Origin of the sequence: Empedobacter sp. GD03865 (assembly GCF_029840775.1) — a bacterium.
GTDB classification, from domain to species: domain Bacteria; phylum Bacteroidota; class Bacteroidia; order Flavobacteriales; family Weeksellaceae; genus Empedobacter; species Empedobacter falsenii_B.
This window is the reverse complement of sequence record NZ_JAOCDF010000032.1, coordinates 12,124-37,015: the sequence shown is the minus strand read 5'-3', so window position 1 is coordinate 37,015 and position 24,892 is coordinate 12,124. Positions and strand designations below refer to the sequence as shown.

The following is a 24,892-nucleotide window of genomic DNA, read 5'->3' as shown; positions in this document are numbered from 1 at the left end:
TAATTACCAATAGTTTACATAGTTTCGTGGAAAAATAAGAATACAATAAAGGTATTTTTTTAACGAGCACTTTTTAATGAATTTTAAAAAATCAGTCAATCATTTTCGTCGTACAATTATGCGTCGATTAACAGGAGGAATAGGTGATGGTAATTTGCCAAAGATAGACAAAGAAAAACCTCTTGAACTTAATAGAGTACTGATAAACAGACCCAATCAGCGTTTAGGAAATATTCTATTGATTACACCTTTGATTCAGGAAATTATCCGATATAATCCTGGTGTTAAAATTGACTTATTTGTAAAAGGTAAGGTCGCTCCGATTATTTTTGAGAACTATCCTCAAGTTGATCAAATTATTGAATTACCTAAAAAACCTTTCAAAGAATTGATTCAATACGCTAAAGTTTGGCTAAAAATCAAAAAAAAGAATTACGATTTAGTCATTAATGTTGATAAAAATTCATCTTCAGGACGACTTTCAACTTCTTTTGCGAATTCTAAGTATAAAATTTTTGGAAATGAATTTGAAATGAATTCGAATCAAGAAATTCATATTCATCAAGCGCAATATCCAGTTTATCTGTTTAGAAAATTCATAGAATTATTTAAAAATAAAGAAGGAAATTTAGATAATCCAACTCTAAATATTCAGTTAACAGAGCAAGAGTCTACAAAAGGAATAGAAATGTTAAATGAATTGATTCAAGATCCTTCAAAGAGAACGTTGGCGTTTTTTACGTATGCAACAGGTGTAAAATGTTATGATGAGGAATGGTGGATAGAATTTTATAATTTATTTTATCCAAAATATTCGCAAGAATATAATCTAATTGAAATTTTACCTGTCGAAAATATTTCGATGTTAAATCATAGATTGCCTACTTATTATAGTAAAGATGTGAGAGAAATTGCAGCTGTGATGAAAAGTTGCGAATTTGTGATTGCAGCCGATTCTGGTATGATGCATTTGAGTTGTGCAGCGCCTACAAAAACAATTGGTTTGTTTAAAGATCAAAGCTTCTTAGAGCGTTATAAACCTTATGGAATAGGAAATGCTGTAGTCTTGATTAATAATGAAGATAAGGGTATTCTTGTTCAAGAAATGGATAAATTATTGGTTTAAAAAAAAACTGTTTTTTATCATCAAACAAAGTTCGTTTCGATTTGATATGAAATAAATTAGCTTCAACAAAAATATTTTAATTTCGTTTGATTATTTCATAGCTTTGTCCTCTGAAATAATTTAAAAATGTCAACAGAGTTTACAATTATCATCCCAATTTATAATGAGGAAGATAACTTGATAAGATTGGAAGAAACAATGAATCAATATCTGTCAAAGTCAATAAAACGGACTGAAATTTTATTGATTAATGATGGTTCTAAAGACAAAAGTTTGGCTCTTATCAAAGAGATTTGTAATAGAAATCAAGCTTTTCATTATATTTCTTTTGACAAAAATTATGGTTTATCTGCAGCTATAAAAGCTGGTTTTGATACAGTGGAATCAAAATGGGTTGGTTATATCGATGCGGATTTACAGACTGATCCAGAAGATTTCAATAAATTATTAGCGTTAGCAGATCAATATGATTTGGTGACTGGAGTTCGTGCAGATCGCAAAGATTCTTTCGTGAAAAACATGTCATCTAAAATTGCCAATTCTATTCGTAGAGCATTTACTAATGACGGAATGGATGATACGGGTTGTCCATTAAAAGTTATAGATGCTGAAAAAGCGAAGAAAATTCCGATGTTCAAAGGATTGCACCGTTTTTTACCAGCTATGATTTTATTACAAAATGGAACGGTTACTCAAGTTCCTGTCAAACATTTTCCTCGTATCGCGGGCGAATCAAAATTCAATTTATGGAACCGTTTATTAGGACCGTTAATGGATTGTTTTGCATTTGTTTGGATGAAGAAAAAATACATCAATTATAAAATTCAAGAAAGAGCGTAATGCCAAATTGGGTTATCATCAGTATTGGTTTTCTTGCACAAGCACTTTTTTCGAGTCGTCTTATTTTACAATGGGTTGTTTCTGAAAAGAATAAGAAAGTTCTTACACCAAAATTATTTTGGGAAGTTAGCTTGTTTGCATCTGTTTTGCTATTTTTATATGGTTATTTGCGTCATGATTTTTCGATTATGTTGGGACAAACATTGACGTATTATATCTATATCAGAAATATTCAACTTCAAAATCATTGGAAAGAATTTCCGAAAATAGTACGCATTTTCTTGTATGTTTTTCCTGCATTAATTGTTTTATATGGTTTCAATAACGGAATTTTTGATGTAGATTTATTATTCAAAAACGAAAAAATTCCGATGTGGCTTTTATCTTTAGGAGTCGTATCTCAGGTACTTTTCACATTTCGTTTCGTCTATCAATGGATTTATTCCGAACGAAAACACGAATCGCAATTACCAATGGGATTTTGGGCAATTAGTTTAACAGGATCATTGTTAATTTTAACTTACGCGATTATTCGAAAAGATCCCGTTTTATTTGTTGGTCATTTTATGGGATTTATCGTTTATACTCGAAATATATTAATCAAACGAAAAGAAAAAAATGGTTCAGTGGATTAAGCAAAATTCAGTTTTATTTTTAATCATCGTAACAATTTTGATGTTGTTTGTCAATCTTGGTGTTTTACAAACTAACATTATGGAAGCTCGAAATATTATTTCGGCGCGAGAAATGGTCCACGATGGAAATTGGATTTTTACCACGCTTAACGGTTTGCCACGTTATGAAAAACCACCTTTGCCAACTTGGATTACGGCCGTTTTTGGAAGTATTTTTGGTTTCGAAAACTTTTTTTGGTTACGTATTCCAGTTGTTCTAATTACCATTTTATTGGTCGTTTGGTTCTATAAAACATTAACGCATTTCGATTTAACAAAACACCAAGTTGTTAATTCTTCATTGGTTTTAATTACTTCATTTTACGTGTTTTTCTCTGGAAGAGACAACAATTGGGACATGTACACGCATAGTTTTGTGATGGGAGCGATATTGTTTTTGGTAAAAGAATTTCAATCATCAAAATTTAATTTATTCAACTTTATTGCTGCATTTTTCTTGTTAGGATGTTCGATAATGAGCAAAGGTCCAGTTTCGTTGTATGCGTTATTTTTACCGTTTTTAATTGCTTATTTTATTGTTTATAGATACAAATTAGGAAGAAATTTAGGCATCACAATTTTAACGATAATATTAGGTTGTGTCGTAGGATTTGCATGGATGATGTATGTCAAATACTTTGATGCAGAACATTTTTTAGCAGCTTCTCAAAAAGAAGTAAACAATTGGCACAGTTACAACACTCGCCCAATTTATTATTATTGGAGTTTCTTTACGCAATCGGGTTTATGGACAATTCCAGCTTTGGTTAGCTTGATTTATCCTTATCTAAAAAATAAAGTTGCAAACAAAAAAGCTTATCAATTTGCTTGGTTATGGACAATTTTATCGGTGGTTTTATTATCTGTAATTCCAGAAAAAAAATCAAGATATTTATTACCAGTTTTAATTCCATTAGCGATGAATATTGGCTTTTACATCGAATATTTACGATTAGAATTCAAAAATTTATCAAATAAAACCGAACGATATTTTACCAATTTTACGTTTGGTTTATACGGAATAATAGGAATTGCGATTTCAGTTGGTGTTTTTATTTATACAAAAGATCGTTTGTCAGAATTTTTAATTTGGTCGATTCCTTTTGCTGTTGTTGGATTAATTTTAGGAATCTCAATTTTTAAAGGATTGAAGATAAAATCATTTGAACAGATATTTTACTCAACTATTTTATTGATGTGCTCGGTTGTAGCATTTGGATTTCCACTTTCTAAATTAACTTTTTCTGAAGAGTTGTATGCTTCTGCTAAAAATCTGAAAAAATTAGAACAACAAAATCAAATCAAAACATACGAATGGCAAAGTTTTGTTCCTGAAATAGTGTTGGATTATGGGACTTCAATTCCTGCAATTAACGATGGAAAGAAAACTATCTTTCCGAAAGAAGAGAAATTTGGAATGTTAGCAAGTCCGTCAGATTCTACTTTTTTTGCGGATCATTTCAATAATTATTCAATCAAAAAAATTGGTGTGGTCGATTTGAATCATTCTTCAAAAAATCAAAAAAATTATAACGATCGTATCCAAAGAAACTATTATTTGATTCAAAAAAAGTGATTAAATTTCGAGTAAAATTTTTAGCTTAAATTTTCGTTATTCTAATAAAATCTTTTGCAGTTTCGGATTCTATTTTTTCTATGTTTTTGGTTAGTGAACAGTTTTGTTTTTGCTCAACATTTTGGGTGGAAAAATCCTAATTTTAGACAAGATTCTGTTCAACTTTCTGATACGATAAAGCTGCAAAATAAAGGAATTTTGTCAGAAAAATTTCAAATTTTAGATTCAATAGGAAATCCAATTTCAAAAGAATTTTATACGATAAATTTCGAACGAAACGAAGTTTATTTCAATTCTTCAATCGCCAAACAAATGGTGAAAATTCAGTATTTTGTTAATCCAAAATTAGCCGAATCTGTTTTTTATGCCAAAAATCCGAATATCATTGTTAATGATGCAAAACCAGTTGATATTTTTCATCGAATAGAACCGAATTCAAAACAAGCGAACAAAGATGTTTTTGATGGTTTGAATAGCAAAGGATCAATGGTTCGTGGAATTCGTTTCGGGAATAATCAAAGTGCGTCTGTGCAATCTTCGTTGGATTTGGAATTGTCTGGAAAATTATCGGATGATATTACAGTAAATGCGGCGATTGCGGATAATAATGTGCCAATAGAATCGGATGGATACACGCAAAATTTGCAAGAATTTGATAAAGTTTACATCGAATTAGCCAGTAAAAATTCGAAAATTAGAGCTGGACATATTGATATTAATACCAATCAAGAACGAGATTTTTTCAATCCATTTAATCAAAAAGTAACAGGTTTACAATTGTCAACTCAGTTAAAAAGCGAAAAATCGTCGACCAATATTTTTGCTTCTGGAAGCATTACACGAGGTGAATTTATGCGTGTTAATTTTGTTGGACAAGACGGAAATCAAGGTCCTTACAGGCTTTCTGGAAAGAATAATGAATTGTATGTGATTATTATTTCGGGAAGTGAAAAAGTATATATTGATGGTGTTTTGTTGGAGCGTGGCGAGCAAAATGATTATGTAATTAATTACAATACAGGAGAAATTTCTTTCACTTCAAACCGGTTGATTACCGCAAATACGCGTATTAATGTGGAGTATTTGTACAATTCTCGAAATTATTCACAAGTTTTACTTTATGGTGGAGCTGAATACGAATCGGAACGATTGAAATTGTCAGGTTTTTTCTTTTCTCAAGGAGATTCGAAGAATAATTCACTTGGAAATGATTTGACAGATGCTGAAAAGCAAATTTTGGCAAATGCAGGGAATGATCCAGATAAAATGTACACCATTTCTGCAGAGAAAACGACGTATGATTCGAATAAAATCTTGTATCGAAAAGTAAATCAAAATGGATTAGATATTTTTGAATATTCGACGGATCCAAACGATGAATTGTATCAAGTGGCTTTCACGTATGTTGGCGCTAATCAAGGAAATTATCGACAAATAAATGCGAATCAAAATGGGAAAGTCTTTCAATATAACGAAGCAATTGCTGGAGTTTTACAAGGTGATTATGAACCAATAAAGCAATTAATTTCGCCTAAAAAGTTGCAGATTTATACGTTGAATGGACAATATCAATTGAGAAATAATGGAAATGTTGGTTTTAATTTAGGTTTGAGTAATTATGATCAAAATTTATTTTCATCGATTGATGATCAAAACAATTCTGGTTTAGCAACTCGTGTTTATGGTGAAAAAACATTTTCTTTCAAAAATTGGAAAATTACACCTTATGCGGAATGGAATTTTATTAATAAAAATTATAAAAGTGCAGAGCGTTTACGAGCTGTTGAATTTGCACGAGATTTTAATTTGGAACAAGAATTAAGTGGCGTAAATCAGAATTTTATCACAGCAAAAATCAATTCATCTTGGAAAGAAAAATTTAATGCACAATATAAATTCGATTATCTTGAAAATACTGGTTTGTACAAAGGTTTGAGAAATCAACTTGATGCAAATTATAAAACTGAAAAAGACGAAATCGTTGCGCAAGCAAATATTTTATCAACAAAAGCAACGCTTCAAAATACCAATTTTGCGCGTTATATGGTAGATGGAAAACGAAAAATTGGAAATAAATTTTGGGTTGGAGCGAGAGTTTGGGGCGAGAATAATGACATGGATGATTTGACAAAAAATCAAAAATCAGATTTAAGTTTTAAATGGAATGAATTTCAGTTGAAAGGAGGTTTTGCAGATTCGCTTGGTCATAAAATCGATTTGACGGTTTATCAACGTCAAGACGATTCGGTTCGTTTAGGGACTTGGCAAAATATTCAACAAAGTAAAGGAGCTATTTTTAATTCAACATTAATACAAAAACAAAATCATCAATTAAATTTAAATTTCCATTATCGACGAGTTAATTATCAATTTTTAGATGCGCCGAACGAAGATTTTATGACAGGAAGCGTAAAATGGTACAAAGCTTTTTTCAATCAAGGTTTACAATTAAATGTAGATTATGAAGTGGGAAGCGGTGTGGAACCGCAGCGTGAATTTCAGTATGTAAAAGTTTCGGATGGAATGGGAATTTACAAATGGACGGATTATAACGGCGATGGAATTGAGCAAATTGACGAGTTTGAAGTGGCAGAATTTATCGACCAAGCAAATTATATTCGCGTGTATACGAATACAATCGAGTATTTGAAAACGAATAAAAATCAATTCAATTTTACGTTGCGTTTTCGTCCAAAACAAGTTTTTAATACCGAAAATGAATTCTGGAATCGTTGGATGTTTCAGCAAAATATCTCGGCAAGTAACTCGTTGCGCAAAGAAGGAACGACGTTAGAATGGAATCCTTTTACGAATTCGGCTCAAATTTTAGGTAAAACAAGAAGTATTCGTTCGTCGATTTTCTTTAATCAAGGAACACAATATAAATGGTCGTCAAATTTTATTTACAATCAACAACAATCCCAAACGTATGTTTACACAGGTTCTGAATACCGTGATTCAGACAGTTATTTGTTGCAAGCGCGTTATAAGATTTTGCAAGATCTAATCGCAAGTTTCGATACTGAATATATGGTGATTAACAGCGATTCTGAATTATTTTTGAGTAGACGATATAAGTTAAATAATCTTCGTTTATCACCAAAAATTACGTATCAAACAGAAAAAAATCTTGTTGCGTCGTTGTTTTATAATTATCAAAATAAGAAGAATGTTTCGGGTGAAGAGCAATTAAATCAGTCGGATTTGGGAACAGAAATTCAATGGAACGGTTCGGATAAAATGAGTTTGTTGGGAAGTTTTAGTTTTATCAACAATAAATTTATCGGAAACCAAGAATCTGTTGTTGGAAATCAAATGATGGAAGGTTTGCGCGCTGGAAATAATTTTGTTTGGCAGTTGCAAATCCAACGGCAAATCACAAGTTTTTTGCAATTGAATATTTCGTATGATGGACGAAAAACCGAAGAAAATAAGCCAATACATACGGGAAGTGTGCAAGTGCAAGCGAGGTTTTAAATAAAAAAAGACGATTTTATAAAATCGTCTTTTTTTATTATTTTTACATTCTATTTACTTCATCTTGATTTCCAGTTTCGCGATTTTTTACTGATAATTTATTACTTCCGAATTTATAATTCAATCCAATTCTTATGCTTTGAGTATCCCATACATTCGCAAAAGTTTGTACGATTCCATTGTTATTTTGTGATAAATATTCTTGCGCTTTGAAAATATCTGTTGCATTCAAACTCAATTCTAATTTTTTATCTAACATCAAATATTTGAACGAAAGATTGAAACGAGCATAAGGTTTTAGTTTATAATTTTGGAAAGTTTCTCCAAAATTTTGAAAATAAATCAAGTTAATAAACATCGTTTTTTGTTGATTAAGCGTAAAATCATTTGTCGAAAATAATGAACTCGACCAACCTTTGAATCGCTTAGAAGAAATTGCAACATTTGCGCTCGAATAAGAAACTTCAAAAGTAGTAACGCTTGACCACCATTTTGTAGGATTTATCGTCATATTTTGGCTCAAACCAAAGCTATCCGAATCTACAAAATTCATCCAAACAAAAGTATTATGTTTTGTGTTCTCATCAATGATTGAAGCTTGATTGACACCATCTCTCAAACTTGAATAATAAAGTCGAGTATCAAATTTTTTGTAAGTAAAAGTAAGTTCTAAATTGTGTGTAAAAGCTGGTTTCAAAAAAGGATTTCCTTCGTTGTAAACATATTCGTTTTGTATCATTCGAAAAGGATTTAAACTTTCGTAATTTGGACGATTGATACGACGCGAATAATTAATTCCTAAACTTTTACTTTTATCAAAAGTATGCAACAAATAAAATGACGGAAACAGTTTGATATAATCTGTTTTATTCGTTTGATTATTTTCTCTCGAAAAACCTTCTGTTTGTGTTGCTTCTAATCTCAAACCAGCTTGCATCTGCCATTTTTCTCCAAACTTTTTACTTCCGTTCAAATAAATTGCTTCGTTATTTTCTTTGTATTTGAAAAGATTCGACAAATTTTCATCAAATGTATAGTTGTAATTTTCGTCTGCTTTATATGCTTCAACCAAATTATTTGATTTTGATTGCGAAAATTTAGCCCCAATACTCCAATTGAAATTTGTTAAAGGAAGTTCTACATCAATTTTTGACGAAAAATTCTCAATTCGATTGTTTAAATTACTTTTTCCACCAAAAAAAGAATCTTCTATTAACTGATTATTTTTGTAAGAATTGGTTGCATAAGTTCTATTCATGGGAGATGAGTAATTGGCGTAATCGGCATCAAATGAAATCTTTTTACCTAATGAATCAAGTGCAAATTCTGAATAAAGATTGACCAAAGATTGATTTGTTTTACCATTTTCGAATGAATTTCCTTTATTTGTTTGATAAATTTCGTTCGCTAAATTCTTGAAAAACATTTGTTGTGGATTTTCTGAATTATATTTCGAATTGTTGAACGAAAATTTAGAGCCAATTGTCCATTTATCGGTTAATTTATAATCAACAGAGAATCGTCCTCCAAGATATTTGTTGATATAATCTGTGTAAGAAATGTTATGTCTGCGCGCATCAGAGAAAAATAATTCGTTGTTCCATGTTCTTAGAAATCTTCTATCTCCAGCATTCAATGAAGTCTGAATTGTCCATTTATCTTTTTGTAAATTATAAGCCGCATTGTAGCGCTCTGTGTTTCTTTTGCTTCGCGTATATGATGCGCCAACAGTGGAATTCCAGCTATTATTTTTTATTTTTTTTGTTACAATATTTACAATTCCACTATTTCCTTCTGCCTCATATTTTGCAGGTGGAGTCGTAATGACTTCAATTTTTGAAATATCAGAAGCGCTCATACTTTCCAAATAATTAACCAAATCCGTTTGCGACATATAAGTTGGTTTGTCATCAATCAAAACCATTACAGAATTTTTTCCAGAAACCGCAATATTGTCATTTGTTACATTCAAACCAGGAGTGACGCGTAAAACATCCATTGCAGTTCCGCCAGCAGCTGAAGTAGAATTTTCTACATTGAAAACAAACCGATCGATTTTTCGTTCCATGATTTTCTTTTCTGCTCCAACGACAACTTCTTTCAAGTTTGTAGATGTTTTAATTTCAATCTTTCCTAAATCGATAGAATTATTCAATTGAATATCTTTCTGAAAAACAATTTCTTCAAAATAGTTGATTTCAAATTTGTACGTATTTTTCTTTGCTTCAATAGCGAATTTTCCAAGTTCATCTGTTGTTAAATTGATAATTGTGTCTTGATTAGATAAGGTAATGTCAACATAAGGAAGCGCTTTATTTTGCTCCATAACTTCGCCTGTTAGTGTATAGTTTTGAGCAAATAGAAAACTAGCGCTAAATAAAATGATAAGTTGAATAAATGTTTTCATGTTGAATTAATTTTAAACAAATATTCTCCAAATCGATTCTTTTTGAACTTTAAAATCGACAAACCCTACTATATTATCGACGAATTTGATTAAAACCAAAAACCTCGAGAATCTCTTGAGGTTTTTGATTTAATTTATTTTTCCTTCATAATAAACAGGATTTCCTTTTTCATCGAAACCAATTATAGTTAATTGATAATCTTTTGGTTTATCGTTGTTGAAATATTCTATTTCTGTGTCTTCTCCTGGAGCTGTATACAAATTAGGATTCCAAAATAAAGTACTTCTTATGTCATTCGGAACATCGTTGTAAAGCGATTCGTAATCATCATTGTTAAAATATGGAAGGGATTGATTATAACCACCAATTTGAATTAAATTATTAGGTAACATAGGCGTGTTATCAACTGGCGCATCACTTCCTCGTTTAGAGTAAATTGCAATTGCATTACCAAGTAAACCAGCGCCTTTGAAAATTTTTACCATCGCAATATCTCTAGGATTAATACTAGTTAAATTATCTGAAGTCATTTTCATTTCGTTCCAATAAATTGCAACTTCAGAATTTCTAATTTTTGGAACTCCGTTAGAAACCGTTAATCCTGCAACTCGTCCAGCTAAAAAGTCCATAATATTTGTATAACCTTCTATTGGCTGAGATTCGTTTACGAAATCTATCACAGTTTCGTTTATGTTATTGAACATTCCGCTACTTAATTCATTGTTCAGCTTCTCAGTTTTCGATTTTTTATCCGCTTTTACAACAACTTCTTTCAGACGAATACTTTTATCATTGATGATTTTGATGTTCTGTTTATACGTATTTTGCTTCTCGACTTCTTCTTTATTCGTAATTTCTTCTAATAAATAAGGCGTTGCAGGCAATTTGGATTTATAACTTGTACTTTTATAATTTGGCACAACAGATAAAGTTAAAGTTCCGTTGTTGGCAGATTTTCCATTTTCCGAATTCAAGAAATAATTCATCGCCATTGGCCCATAATAAAACAAATTATTCATCTCGAAGTTTCCTTCATAATCAGTATCAAGCGTTGCAAATTCTTTTCCATTATTCTGCATTTTATAAATAATACTCAACGAAGCATTGCTCAATTCTCTCCCGTTATTATATGCTTTCACTTTGTAGGAAAGATATCTACGATCGTTGTCAATAGTAGGTTTTACGATATTTCCAACCACTAAATCTTCCCAATTAAATCTTTTCCATTTTTCTGTTATTAAAAGCGCATCCAGATTTTCTGAGAATTCATTATTTTTAAAATATTGTGTAGGATGATTAATTTTCGAACTAAAATCTCGCGTCAATAACATTGCAGAAATTAAATTGTCTTCATCATTATTTTTTTGATCTTTGATAACAGCCGAAAAATTAATTTCTTCAGGATATTTTACCTTAATTGTGTTTAATTCTCGTGGATTAGCCGTTGTTTCGAAAGAAATTTCAGGTTTTTTGTACGATTCTTTTGGATTGATAAATATCAAACGATTGGCAACTTCAATATCATTTGCATCAAAAATGGCAATGTTCAAAATACCTTTATCATTGTCTAAAACCTCTTTTGGAACATAAGTTGAAACCGATTCCACACTTTTTACAATTTGAGAACTCATTACAAGTTCATTATTAATTGTTCCAATAATTTTATGATTCAATAAAGGATTTTCTTGATTGATGCTTTTTAATTGGATCACAATGTCTTTGCTATTTCGAACAACTTTCATCAGAATCCCATCTTTTTTAGCTTCAGGTAAATCAATAATTTGTTGATTTCCTTTTTCGTCATTTAATTGTACTTGATAAGATTTGCCTTCTTCTGCTCTCAACGCAAAAGTCGCAACGTTTTCATCTAGATTATCAAATGTTGTAATTTTATTGGTAGGATTATTTTTCTCGAATACAAAACCATTCCATTTTTTTGGTAAATCTCCGTCCGATTTTAATCTTACAGCAAATTTAGTTGTTTGATTTTGAATAAAATTTCCACCTTCCGCAAAAGCTTTTGCATTCCATTTTAAATTTGGATTTGGAACAAGTTTTAATTTAGAATTTGGATTAAATATTTTAACTTGATTGATGTATTGAAATTCTTCTGAGAAAAAAGTCATGTACGTTGTGTAAGCTCTTACAAAGTAAACTCCTTCCTCGTTTTCGTTTTTGGTATTCAGTGTTCCATCACTTTCACCGTTCACAATCGGAACCAATTTTCGGTCGATTAATTTTTTGTCTTTATCGTATAATTCAACAATAAGATTTGTAGAAATTAAGCTCGGTTTGTAGCCATTTAATGTATAAGCTTTGAACCAAATATTGTCGCCAGCAATGTAATTTTCCTTATCAAATAATAAATAAACTTTTTCTTGAGCGTAATTTGTATCCAGACTTTTTATAGCCGTTTCTAATTTTGATTGCGCAAAAGTTGTAATCGAGCAAAAGTATAATGCGAGTAAATAAATATATTTCATGCGAGAATGATTAATCTAATAGAATGAATTTGAATTCTTAAAATTATCATTATTTAGATGATTTTCATTCAAATATTTTATTAAAGTTTATCATAACTTTTGATTGAATGACGATTTTTCTTCTCGAATAATGTTAATTTTTGTTAATGAATTTAATTAAAAGACTTTAAACAAAAAAAAACCTCGAGAATTTCTCGAGGTTTTGATTTATAAAGAAATGTTGTTAGATTAAATTCCGTCAACAATTGCATTTAATGTTGCAGATGGACGCATTGCAGCAGTTGTTTTAGCAAAATCTGCTTTGTAGTAACCACCAATATCTTGAGGTTTACCTTGTGCACCAATTAACTCTTCGTTAATTTTTGCTTCGTTTTCTTCCATAGCTTTTGCAACTGGAGCAAATTTAGCAGCTAAATCAGCATCTTTTGTTTGATTTGCTAACGCTTCTGCCCAGTACATTGCTAAATAGAAGTGAGAACCACGGTTATCGATAGTTCCTAATTTACGACCTGGAGATTTATCTGTAGCTAAGAATTTAGCATTTGCTTCATCTAAAGCATCAGCTAAAGTTTGAGCTTTTGCATTTCCTTGTGTTTGAGAAACGTGCTCTAAAGAAGCTTGTAATGCTAAGAATTCACCTAAAGAATCCCAACGTAAGTAACCTTCTTCTACGAATTGTTCGATGTGTTTTGGAGCAGATCCTCCCGCACCAGTTTCGAATAATCCACCTCCGTTCATTAATGGAACGATAGATAGCATTTTAGCAGAAGTTCCTAATTCTAAAATTGGGAATAAATCTGTTAAGTAGTCACGTAAAACGTTACCAGAAACAGAAATAGTATCTTTTCCTTCTCTTGCACGGCTTAAAGTTTCTTTCATAGCATCTTTAACGTCCATGATACGAATATCTAAACCTGTTGTATCGTGATCAGCTAAGTATTTTTCAACTTTTTTGATGATTTGTTGATCGTGAGCTCTTCCTTTATCTAACCAGAAAATTGCTGGAGTAGCAGATAAACGAGATCTGTTAACCGCTAATTTAACCCAGTCTTGAATAGGAGCATCTTTAGTTTGAGACATTCTGAAAATATCAGAAGTTTCAACTTTTTGCTCTAATAAAGTGTTTCCGTTTGCGTCTTCAACTTTGATTGTTCCGTTTGCAGGAGCTTGGAAAGTTTTGTCGTGAGAACCATATTCTTCCGCTTTTTGAGCCATTAATCCAACATTAGGAACTGAACCCATTGTTGTAGGATCTAAAGCTCCGTTAGCTTTCATATCGTCTACAACAGCTTCGTAGAAACCAGCGTAAGAACGGTCTGGAATGATCGCTACAGTATCTTCTTCAGCACCATCTTTGTTCCACATTTTACCTCCGTTTCTTACCAATGCAGCCATAGATGCGTCAACAATAATATCAGAAGGAACATGGAAGTTCGTAATTCCTTTATCAGAATTAACCATTGCTACACGTGGTCCGTTTGCTAAATCAGCTTCAATTGCAGCTTTAATTTCTGCTTCTTGAGGTTGACCTTTGATTTTTTCGAATAAATCTGCTAAACCATTGTTTGGATTAATATCTAATGCTTTGAAAGTATCAGCATATTTTACGAAAACATCTTTGAAGAAAGTTTCAACGATTGCTCCAAAAATAACTGGATCAGAAACTTTCATCATTGTTGCTTTTAAGTGAGCAGACAATAATACGTTTTTGTCTTTTGCTTCTTGAATAGCTTCTTGAACAAATGATCTTAAAGAGTTTAAGTTCATTACAGAAGAATCAATTACTTCACCAGCTTTTAAAGGCGCTGCTGATTTTAATTCTTGTACAGAACCATCTTCTCCGTAAAATTTGATTGTATATTCAGTTGCGTTTTCTAACGTAGTAGAATTTTCAGTACCGTAAAAATCACCAGATTTCATATAAGCAACTTCTGTTTTGCTATCTGTAGCCCAAGCTCCCATTTTGTGAGGATTAGCTTTTGCATAGTTTTTAACAGCTTTTGGTGCACGACGGTCAGAGTTTCCTTCACGTAAAACTGGGTTTACAGCAGAACCTAAAACTTTTCCGTATCTAGCTTTAATTGCTTTTTCATCTTCATTTTTTGGTTCAGCTGGATAATTTGGTACAGCAAAACCTTTCGCTTGCAATTCTGCAATCGCTTCGTCTAACTGAGGAACAGAAGCCGAAATATTAGGTAACTTAATGATATTTGCTTCCGGAGTAGTCGCCAAAGCTCCTAATTCTGCTAAAGCATCAGGAATTCTTTGTTCTTCTTTTAAGAATTCTGGGAAGTTAGCTAAAATACGTCCAGCTAAAGAAATATCTGGAACTTCGATTGTAATATCAGCTGTTTTCGTGAATCCTTGTACGATTGGCAAAAATGAGTGAGTTGCCAACATCGGAGCTTCATCCGTAAGTGTGTAATGAATTTTTGACATTATGTTTTAAATTTTTTTGAGACTATTTTAATAATAGTCAATTAAAAATACATTTTTTCAATTTTGAATGCAGAAACTGCAAACTTTGCAAATATACAATATTTAGCAGATTAAATTGACCATAAATCAATCATTTACACTAATTTTAGTATAATTTTTAACATGATTTTTGATAGGTAGTCAAGTTGATAATTTATTGAAAGAAAATTGTTCAAGTTGATAATTTTTGACTGATTTTTTTTTCAACTTTATGTATAAGTTCACTTTTGAGAAAGTCGTCTTTTTAATGCTTCTTAAGAAACCAATTTTTATAAACTTAGTTTCTTTCTTAATTTTGCAGAAAACAATTCTTTTGAAACAAAATTTAGCGACAATCGCATTTTATAATGTCGAAAATTTTTATTCTAAATCTTCAGACGAATCTTTTTTGCCCAGTAATTTTATCAAATGGAAAGATAATCGTTATGATACAAAGGTGAATAAGATTGCATTTTGCATCTCTAAAATTGGTAAATTAGAAACAAATGAATTGCCATATTTGGTTGGTTTGGCTGAGGTTGAAAATGAAGAAGTTTTAGAAGATTTGATTCAAAATGATTTTTTGAAAGATGGCGATTATAAAACACTTTTATATGAATCATTAGACGAAAGAAAAATAAATGTTGGATTAATTTATCGTCAACAATTTTTTGAAGTTTTAGAAAGCGAACCAATTAGATTTATCTTTAAAGATCAGTATGATACAAAATCTTATACACGAGATATTTTATATGTGAAAGGAAATTTAGTTGGCGAAATTATTCATCTTTTTATTGTTCATTTACCTTCTAAAATTGATAAAGAAATCAATCAATTAAAACGTCAACATATTTTTAAAACGATTCGAAAAAGAATTAACGATTTGTTAACCGAAAATTATTCGGCAAAAATTGTTGTGATGGGAGATTTTAATGATGCTCCAACAAATTCTGACTTAATTGATGAATTGGATACTCGTTCTAAACAAGAAGAAATAAACAGAAACGAATTATTCAATCCAATGGTCAGTCTACAATCGTATAAAAGAGGTTCGATGATCTTTAAGAAACAATGGATGTTATTCGATCAACAGATTTTTTCGAAAGGATTTTTTACTTGTCAATCAAATTTAGAATATATAAAAACAGATATTTTTGATGCTGATTTTTTGAAGAATACAGGCGGAAAATCTACAGGTTCGCCATTCAGAACTTTTCTTGGTAGAAAATATTTCGGTGGATATAGCGATCATTTTCCCGTTTATACCATTTTAAAATATTAAATTTGTAGCGGTATAATTTAAGAATAGGTGAGAATCCACGAAAATGGTCAGGTTGAGATTGACGGAATCGATAAGTTGATTCTGAATGCCTTTATGGACAATGCTAACATGCCTGTTTCGCAATTAGCAAAAGAATTAGGTATATCAAATACGGCAGTTCATCAACGTATCAAGAAATTAGAAGCTTCTGGAGTGATTGATTCGACAAAAGTAATTGTAAATCCAGCAATTTTAGGTTATTCAACGATGTCATTTGTTGGTGTTTTTATGGACAAACCTTCTTCTTATAAATTAGTTGTGAAAGCTTTGGAAGAAATTCCAGAAGTAGTGGAAGCTCATTTTACAACAGGAAATTATGGGATTTTCCTTAAAATTTTGAGTCGTGATAATCTACATTTAATGAATGTGTTGAACAAAAAAATTCAGCAAATTGATGGCGTTACACGTACAGAAACTATAATTTCGTTGGAGCAACCAATAGATAGACAAATAAAACTTTAATATACAAAGATGAATATTAATCAATATTTAGACTCGACGTATCTTAAAACACCTGAACAAGCAGGTATTTCGAATTCTGATACATTAGAGATGGTGCATAAGTTAGCACAAGAAGCTATTGATAATGATATCTATGCGGTAATGATTCGTCCTGATTATGTAAGATCAGTTCGTGAATTATTGGATGAGAAAAAATCGAATGTTGTTTTGGGAACTGTAATTGGTTTTCCTGAAGGGACTTACGATTTGAATGAAAAGTTGAGAGAAGCGCAAAAAGCAATTGCTGATGGAGCCGATGAATTAGATTTTGTAGTAAACTACGAAGCGTTCAAAAAAGGTGATAGTGATAAAGTAAAAGAAGAAGTAGAAGCTGCAACATTAGTCGCATTGCGTGAAGGTAAAGTTGTAAAATGGATTATCGAAACTGCTGCTTTAACAGATGAACAGATTGTTGCTATAACACAATTAATTCGTGATACTGTTTTAGAAAAAGCAGGTGAAGAAAAAGCATCAAAAGTTTTTGTAAAATCTTCTACAGGTTTTTATAAAACTGAAAATGGAGAACCAAATGGAGCAAACGAGCATGTTATTAAATTGATGCTTGAAAATTCAGGTTCGCTTCCAGTGAAAGCTTCTGGCGGAGTTCGCACGACAGAAGAAGCTGAAAAAATGATCGCTTTAGGCGTGAAAAGAATTGGAACATCATCTGCTTTAGCGATTGTAAAAGGAGAGCAAGGAGCAAAAGGTTATTAGAAAATTTCTACATTATAATACATTTAAAAGTCTCAATATTTATTGAGACTTTTTTTTATTCATTTAAAATAAGCTTTCTTTTTTAGTTAATTTTTTAAAATACTTAAATGGCATATTGTATTTTATTATTTTTGGAGTACTAAAATTATAACTTTATTTAAATCAATTAATTTGGTTAAAAAAGGTCGTAATTTTGCATTGATAACACTGATAAAATAGTATAGACGTATGTTGTTGAATAATCGTAAAGTTTATAATAATTTGGTTTTTGATGTAGGTATAACTGCATTTGAATTGAATGATATCCTACATACAGAAAAATTGAGAAAAGAGTTATCTGTTGATGAGTATTTTGGAATAATCTGGTCTGGTTCTAAAAAATTTGTTCATAAAATAAATGGAAAAGAATATTCGATTCCTAAAAACCATTTTCTTTTTATAGCTCCCAATATCTCTCAAGAATTTGTGAAACAAACTACTCGTACTGATGCTTATTATATTGTTTTTAAACAAGAATTTTATTCAAAATCAATCGAAGAGAACTTGAAGTTAGAAAATTCTACACTTTTTTCGCGAGATATTATAAATATTGTTGAGAATACAATTTGTTCTGCTCCAATTTTTGAGGCTAATTATTTGCAATATTTCTTTACTGCATTCGAAAATGAATTAGATATGAAGCTTGCTCATAATCTTTTGGAACGTATTATTATCAATGGTCAAATGGAAACATTTGATATGCAAAGCCAATTTATACAAGATGATTTTGATGTAGAACTTGCGACAAAATTCAAAAAACTTTTGCAAGAAAATGTCAATGAAAACAAACAAGTATCTTTTTACATTGATAAACTTTTTATTACAAAAAGAAGGTTAGATAAAGCAACTCAAATCGTTTTTGGAAAAACAGCAAAAGAAATGATTGTGGAAGAATTGATGAAAAATGCAAAGATTTTATTAGTCAACTCAAAAATGTCAATAAAAGACATTGCGCTGGAACTCAATTTCCTCCAAGAGACCAATTTTACGGCGTTTTTCAAAAAAATACTGGGATTTCTCCGACTAAATTCAGACAAAGCACTCCGAATTAAATAGTTAGAAATGTCGTTTTTCATCATCTTTTGGTATGATTTAATCTTTTAAGAATAAAAAACAACTTCTACATTTGCAATCGCATTTGAGAATAACCAATCTTAAATATACAAACTACCAGATTATTTAACAAATATTTTTTAATAAATTTTTAACAAATTATAAAATGATGAAAAAATTAGCATTTATTTTAACGATTTTCTGTGCATTAGTTTCTGGAATGGCTTTAGCTCAAAAAACAGCTTCAGCAACATTGAATGTAAAATTATACCCAATTCAAACAATTCTTATTGGTACTGATAATACAGTTAACTTAGAATATCAAACAAAAGAAGATTATTCTAACGGTGTTACAAAAACTATGAACGACCACTTAATTGTATATAGTACTGGTGGTTTTGCTGTAAAAGTAAAATCTGAAAATGAAAACTTAGTTTTTACAAAAGGTTCTACAACAGATAACATTGCAGCTAATACAATTAATTTACAAGCGACTTTAGGTACTGGAAATGTATTAAATTCATCTTCTTTCAGTAAAGTTGTTTTAGATAAATCAGACAAAAACTTGATTTCTAGTACAGTTGGTGGTACAGATTTAAAATTCAATGTTGCGTATAACGGAAAAGGAAACAACGATTATGTAAACAAATATTATAATGTTGAGAACCCTAACGTGTATACAACTACTGTAACTTACACAATAGAAGCACAATAATATAAAAAATAGGAAGTGATATTGAAAAATATCACTTCTGTTTTTGCTTATGAAAGTTCTTCGTTTTTTAACTATCGTTTCTTTTTTAGCATTAATCGTTTCAATTAAGATTAGTGCACAATCAGGTATTTCTGTAAGTCCTCCAAGGACTTATTTTGCGTTAAATCCTGGTGAGTCTGAGCGTAAAAAGATTATGGTAACCAATGTAAGCGATGTACATACATTAGAGTTATCGGTTTCTTTTAAGGATTGGAAGTATGATGAGTTTGGAGGTAATGTTGTCTCTGAACCTAATACTTTACCAACAAGTAATGCAAACTGGATCACAGTTTTACCAAGTAATACATTTACACTTTTGCCAAGAGAATCGAAAGAAATAGAAGTTCTGATGCAAGTTCCAGAAAAGATAAATGCAGAGAGCGTACATACTACGATGATGTACATTACGCAAACAAATCCGATTGCTGGACAAAACAAAAGTGGAGAAAATATTAAAATTTCCATTCGTACAGGTGTCAAAATTTATCAACGATTAAATATTGCACGTGATACAAATGTAGAGTTTACAAATTTTGTTTACGATAAAACTGAAAATCGTTTGGTGCTAAATATTTCGAATGAAGGAAATGTTTGGAGTGAAGGAACGATTAGAAATGAAATCATTAATCAAGAAAATGGTCAACAAATAAAATTGCAAGATGCAGTTTTTTATAGTTTACCAAATGATAAAAGAATTGTATATATACCATTGCCAAAGGATTTGCCAAAAGGTTCGTATATTGTTACCTCAACTTTAAGTTTTGAGAAAGATGATCAATTGAAAATTGCTGAATTGACGTTCTCAAATGATAAATAATAATTTGTTTCAGAAAATAGTTTCAACAATTACATTATTGTTGACAATGGCAGTTTCTGCTCAGTTTACGTTAAATGCTCATAATAATGGTTGGGTGCAAGTAAATGGAAGTAGTGGAGTTACGGCGACTAATGTTGTGGCTGTAGAAATGCACATGTCTGGTCCTTTAAATTATAAAAATTGGTCTTTAGTTGCGCGTGTTGTTTCGCCTATTGTAAATTCTCAGAAAAAAGAATTTCCTGTCGAAAAACTGAAGCTAAAATTTAATAATTATACAACTTCTCAATATTATTCAGAGAATTATCCTACAATAAATCAATTAGGAGTTATTCAGAATAACATCGCGATGAGTTTTTCTCCAAATTATTTTATCCGAAATTCTCCTTTAACAATTGCAACACCAGCAGGAAAATATGGTGCAATTGTACTGAATTATGATATTGTGATTGATGCAGGAGCATATCTAAATCCTCTAAAATCATGGAACAATTATCCAATTCAATTCGAGTTTTCTTTATTGAATGAATTTGGAACAGTGATTGGAAAAAGTCTTTTTTCGATTGAAATGCAAATTAGTCCAAACGGAAATTATGAACCAGTTCCGACGCTTTCTATTGCGGTCGATGGTTCTGCTGTAAATGGAGAATTGGTTTTCAATACGATACAAGATTATAAAAATGGTGTGAAGAAAGAATATCAAAATGGCTTAATTGTTTCTTCTGATACAGCTTACGATATTCAAGTTTCGTCGATTAATCAATATTTACAATCAAGTGATGCGCAGAATTTGGAATTAAATTCAATCAATGTTCAGATAAAAGACATCGAAACAAATAATCTTTCTAAGGTTATAAAACTTTCGAATTACAATCAATCATTGATGACGAATAGTTCTAAAACAGCTTCAAAAAAGTATAATATTATTTATTATACAACTCCGTCGGATAATAAAATTTTGAATAGCAAACCTGGGAATTATTCAACTTCTTTGTTGTACACGATTACACCTTTGTAAAACAATATGTTCTTTTCAATTAATTATTTTAGGAGCGTATTTTTTATTCTGCTTGTGCTTGTTAGCGGACAAAATTTGCGTGCTCAAACATTAAATAACGGATTGAAATTTAGTACAATAAAAGAAGTTAAATTAGAAGATAGCAACAACTTTTCTGTTATTCTTCAATTAGAAAATACAACCAATGATACGATAAATGCTCGTCTGGCACTTAAAATCCCTTCGGCTATAAAATCGTATTCGCAAGATAATCTTCAAATAAAAATCAATCCAAACAAGAAGGCTTTTATTCCTATGCAATTTACGGTGAGTAAATCGCAAATGGCTGGAAAATTAGATTTAGAATTCAGTATTATTGATTTTTTAAGTAAAAAAGAAATAGGAAAATCTGTTACTTCAGTTGTTGTTTTGCAAAAGAGAAACATCAAAATTTTTCCTGTCCAGAGTAATATTTTTTACCGTCAAGAAGGAGATTCTATTCATTATGAATTGAAAGTAATGAATATGGGAAATCAAGCCGAAGAAATTTTGTTAACCAATGTACTTCCTGATTTCAGAGGAAGTTATACTTATAATAACAAACGACTTATAGTTGAAGCTTTTCAAGAAAAAATTGTTCGATTTTCTAAATATGTAGACCGAGATATGATGAAAATTGAAAGTTTTCAGGCAAATGTTTCGGGTTATACAACGACCAAAGATTTTGCAGGAAATGTGTTTTTTACCATTCAGAATGCAAGTTCCAATCGTGTATATAGAGATCCAACAATGTTAAATCAGAATTGGACCAATTTTTCTACAAATTATGTTCGATTAACTGCTCGCGATATTAATTCTGCTAATGCGAATTATAATTTAATGGCGCATCAAGAATTTTCGGTTGGGTTGAATGAATTTGCATATAATATTAATGGAACAACTTGGAATAACGATCAAGACATGGTTTTGACGGATTCTTGGGTGAAATATCAACGAAAAGACAAGGGAATTTTAATCGGATCAATCAATAACAACGATTTTGATATTCCAGTTAACGGACGAGGAGTGATGTTGTTTAATAATTATGATAAGAATGATAACCGAATTGTAGTCGGAACGGTCGAAAAAAATTATAATTTATTAGATGATTTGACGAACGATGTTTTCAAGAATAGCAACACAACTTTTGCGAATGGACGATTTTTAATAAAAGATAAAAACGAATTAGAAACAACAGCTTTGTTTGATAGAACTTATTCTACAACGAACTTTATTTTGACAAATGGTTACAAATGGGTTACACCAAACAAGTGGAATCATTCAGTGAAATTTGGGTATGGTTTGTCAAAATTTAAAGAGACAAATGATGTTGAAAATTCATTATCGGTTTCTGCAAATGTTTCTGGAACAATTGGTAAATTTGATTTTTATAGTTCCAATTATTACAGCTCAGGATATTATCCTGGAACGCGACGTGGAGCATTGTATCTTAATCAGCGTTTTCAACGAACGTTTTCTAAATTTTCGTTGTGGTCTTCGTTAACGATTACGAATAACAATCCGAAATCTATCGATCCGTATTTGATTAATTATATGCAAGCAAATGAGTCGAAAACGTTGCGTTTTGAGACGGGAATTTCGTTCAAATTAGCAAATCATTTTAATCTTTCGATTTCTCCAAAATTCAATATAGAAAAATCAAATATTCTGAATTATGAGACGTTTACGTACATGCCGATGGATTTTAAATCGACTTATTTAAACGGAACATTTACTTGGTTGTCTAATTCACGTGTGCATCAGTTGGTGTTGAATGCTTTGGGAGGGTTTTCTGAGCTAAACGAATTGAGTAAGGTTGATCCAATTGTTTATGGACAATTAACGTGGAATGTGAAAAACTTTCAGTTAAACTCAATTTATCAACGAGGAAGTATGATGATTGCAGAGGTTTATTCGACGAATAATCTAAATCATCAATTAGAACGTTTTACAACTTCGGCGAGTTTTCGTCAAAGCTTTTTTCAGAAAAAATTGAATACGGCAGTTTCTACTTATTATAATATTGACAAAAATTTTGGAAATACCCTAACTTTTGGAGCTTCTGTGGATTATCAACCAATTGATAATTTTATTGTGAGTACACAAACGAATTTTAGCCATTACGATTCGAAAACATTGAATAGCAAACAAACTTATTTGCAAGTTGGTGTACAATATAATTTGCCTGCGAAACGTACTGTGACAGATGTAAAAGACGGAACATTAAATTTGTTTGTGTTTTATGATTACAATGCAAATGGTATTTTTGATGAAGGTGATAAAGTGGCTGATAGTCGTAATGTGAAGATAAATGAAACTAACTTTATTACAGATTTAGAAGGAAATATAAAGTATAAAAAAGTTCCATATGGTAATTATTTAATCAAACTTCCTGGACAAAAATGGTTTGCACAAGATTACGCGGTTAATATTAATGCGAAAACGACTTCTATTTCTATTCCAATGCAACAAACTGGTATTGTGAGAGGAAAAGTTGAGTATGAATTATCTTCAAATTTGGAGTATCAGGTTTCGGCAAATTTATTCGGATTTACATTGATTTTTAATCACGAAAATGGACAGATATTTACAGTTAAAACAAATGATAGAGGCGAATATACAGCTTTTTTACCTGTCGGAAATTATACGTTTCATCTTGTTGAAAATAGTTTACCAGAACATGTTTATGCAAAAACATATTTGAATAAAATAACGGTAGAAAAGGAACAAAATACAGAATATGAACCGCTTATCCTGAAAATTAAGGAGCGAAAAGTTAACATCAAACGTTTTGGGAGTTAATGGATATTTTGATTTACTTTGTATCAAAATAAACTCTAAATGCCACTAACTTTTTGTCATCCAGCAATTGTTCTTCCGTTAAAAAAGTTAAAATCGAATTGGTTTTCGATGACGGGATTAATCATTGGTTCGATGTCGCCAGATTTAGAATATTTCTCTCGAATGGAGATTGTAGCGACGCACAGTCATTTGTTCTGGGGTGTTTTGTATTTTGACTTACCAATTGCGTTGATTTATTGTTTCGTTTTTCACTTATTTGTCCGAAATGTTTTAATTCATCATTTACCTTATTTTTTAAAAGAACGATTTGCTCAATTCCTAATTTTTGATTGGATTGATTATTTCAAAAAACATTGGATAATTGTGATTCTTTCAATTATAATAGGAGCTTATTCGCATCTTTTTTGGGATGCTTTCACACACGAATGGGGATATTTTGCGAAATTAATTCTAGCTTTAGAGGAAACTTGGTTTCAAATTCCTTTCAATAATTTTGAAGTAAAAGGTTATAAATTTCTACAACATTTTAGCACATTTTTAGGTGCGATTTTTATTGCTTTTTGGATGTATAAAATGCCAAAACAAATTCTTCCAAAAACTAAATTTGATTACATTTTTTGGTTAAAAGTAGTTCTATTTACAACTATTATTTCCACAATACGATTAGTTTTCTTCCCAATAGAAATTGCTTTAGGAAATATTATTGTTGTTATCGGAATGAGTATTTTTTTGAGTTTGGTTATTTTTGGGTTAATGGAGAAACTATTAATAAAAAAATAAAAGGTTATCAAATAATTGACAACCTTTTATTTTAGAA

The 24,892-nt window shown here is 30.8% G+C and carries 17 protein-coding genes; 14 read left to right on the top strand and 3 right to left on the bottom strand.

Features of this window, described 5'->3' with window-relative positions; all coding sequences use genetic code 11:
* Positions 1-76 precede the first annotated feature (76 nt).
* From N5D46_RS11785 to N5D46_RS11765, 5 genes are all read left to right on the top strand, one after another.
* Positions 77-1,126, top strand: coding sequence for a glycosyltransferase family 9 protein (locus tag N5D46_RS11785; protein WP_280050066.1), 1,050 nt, complete (start codon positions 77-79; stop codon positions 1,124-1,126).
* Between the two features lie 126 nt (positions 1,127-1,252).
* On the top strand, positions 1,253-1,966 hold the full coding sequence (locus N5D46_RS11780; protein WP_180905753.1) for a glycosyltransferase family 2 protein: 714 nt from the start codon (positions 1,253-1,255) through the stop codon (positions 1,964-1,966).
* Entirely contained in the window at positions 1,966-2,601 is a 636-nt protein-coding gene (locus N5D46_RS11775) for a lipid-A-disaccharide synthase N-terminal domain-containing protein (protein WP_280050064.1), read from the top strand. Before N5D46_RS11780 ends, N5D46_RS11775 begins: the two co-directional genes overlap by 1 nt.
* Complete coding sequence (locus N5D46_RS11770; protein ID WP_280050063.1) at positions 2,585-4,216, top strand: glycosyltransferase family 39 protein; 1,632 nt, start codon at positions 2,585-2,587, stop codon at positions 4,214-4,216. The genes N5D46_RS11775 and N5D46_RS11770 overlap by 17 nt, the downstream gene beginning before the upstream one ends.
* Before the next feature lie 93 nt (positions 4,217-4,309).
* The gene (locus N5D46_RS11765) at positions 4,310-7,693 is read left to right on the top strand and encodes a hypothetical protein (RefSeq protein WP_280050062.1); all 3,384 of its coding nucleotides are present in this window, start codon (positions 4,310-4,312) and stop codon (positions 7,691-7,693) included.
* Positions 7,694-7,736: 43 nt separating this feature from the next.
* On the opposite strand, the gene N5D46_RS11760 is transcribed toward N5D46_RS11765, so the two are convergent.
* The 3 genes from N5D46_RS11760 to N5D46_RS11750 all read right to left on the bottom strand — a co-directional run bounded on the left by N5D46_RS11760 (position 7,737) and on the right by N5D46_RS11750 (position 15,023).
* On the bottom strand, positions 7,737-10,100 hold the full coding sequence (locus N5D46_RS11760; RefSeq protein WP_280050061.1) for a TonB-dependent receptor: 2,364 nt from the start codon (positions 10,098-10,100) through the stop codon (positions 7,737-7,739).
* 129 nt (positions 10,101-10,229) lie between these two features.
* A complete protein-coding gene (locus N5D46_RS11755) occupies positions 10,230-12,584 on the bottom strand; it encodes a hypothetical protein (RefSeq protein ID WP_280050060.1) in 2,355 nt (784 codons plus the stop codon).
* A gap of 228 nt (positions 12,585-12,812) precedes the next feature.
* Positions 12,813-15,023, bottom strand: a complete 2,211-nt coding sequence (locus tag N5D46_RS11750) for an NADP-dependent isocitrate dehydrogenase (protein WP_280050058.1) — start codon at positions 15,021-15,023, stop codon at positions 12,813-12,815.
* A 352-nt stretch (positions 15,024-15,375) separates the two neighbouring features.
* On the opposite strand from N5D46_RS11750, the gene N5D46_RS11745 reads away from it, so the two are divergent.
* From N5D46_RS11745 to N5D46_RS11705, 9 genes are all read left to right on the top strand, one after another.
* Complete coding sequence (locus N5D46_RS11745) at positions 15,376-16,323, top strand: endonuclease (protein WP_280050056.1); 948 nt, start codon at positions 15,376-15,378, stop codon at positions 16,321-16,323.
* 27 nt (positions 16,324-16,350) lie between these two features.
* The gene (locus N5D46_RS11740; protein WP_171623291.1) at positions 16,351-16,824 is read left to right on the top strand and encodes an Lrp/AsnC ligand binding domain-containing protein; all 474 of its coding nucleotides are present in this window, start codon (positions 16,351-16,353) and stop codon (positions 16,822-16,824) included.
* Positions 16,825-16,833: 9 nt separating this feature from the next.
* Positions 16,834-17,577 (top strand): deoxyribose-phosphate aldolase, encoded by a 744-nt coding sequence (gene deoC, locus N5D46_RS11735; protein WP_114998760.1) that lies wholly within the window; start codon positions 16,834-16,836, stop codon positions 17,575-17,577.
* A 228-nt stretch (positions 17,578-17,805) separates the two neighbouring features.
* Complete coding sequence (locus N5D46_RS11730) at positions 17,806-18,672, top strand: AraC family transcriptional regulator (protein WP_280050055.1); 867 nt, start codon at positions 17,806-17,808, stop codon at positions 18,670-18,672.
* Positions 18,673-18,838: 166 nt separating this feature from the next.
* On the top strand, positions 18,839-19,384 hold the full coding sequence (locus N5D46_RS11725) for a hypothetical protein (RefSeq protein ID WP_280050052.1): 546 nt from the start codon (positions 18,839-18,841) through the stop codon (positions 19,382-19,384).
* A 49-nt stretch (positions 19,385-19,433) separates the two neighbouring features.
* Positions 19,434-20,240, top strand: coding sequence for a molecular chaperone (locus N5D46_RS11720; protein ID WP_280050050.1), 807 nt, complete (start codon positions 19,434-19,436; stop codon positions 20,238-20,240).
* Positions 20,230-21,255, top strand: a complete 1,026-nt coding sequence (locus N5D46_RS11715; protein ID WP_280050047.1) for a hypothetical protein — start codon at positions 20,230-20,232, stop codon at positions 21,253-21,255. Before N5D46_RS11720 ends, N5D46_RS11715 begins: the two co-directional genes overlap by 11 nt.
* 102 nt (positions 21,256-21,357) lie before the next feature.
* Positions 21,358-24,075 carry a hypothetical protein gene (locus tag N5D46_RS11710; RefSeq protein WP_280050046.1) on the top strand — a complete coding sequence of 906 codons (2,718 nt, stop codon included), beginning with the start codon at positions 21,358-21,360 and terminating at the stop codon, positions 24,073-24,075.
* Positions 24,076-24,114: 39 nt separating this feature from the next.
* On the top strand, positions 24,115-24,855 hold the full coding sequence (locus tag N5D46_RS11705) for a DUF4184 family protein (RefSeq protein WP_280050045.1): 741 nt from the start codon (positions 24,115-24,117) through the stop codon (positions 24,853-24,855).
* Positions 24,856-24,892 lie beyond the last annotated feature (37 nt).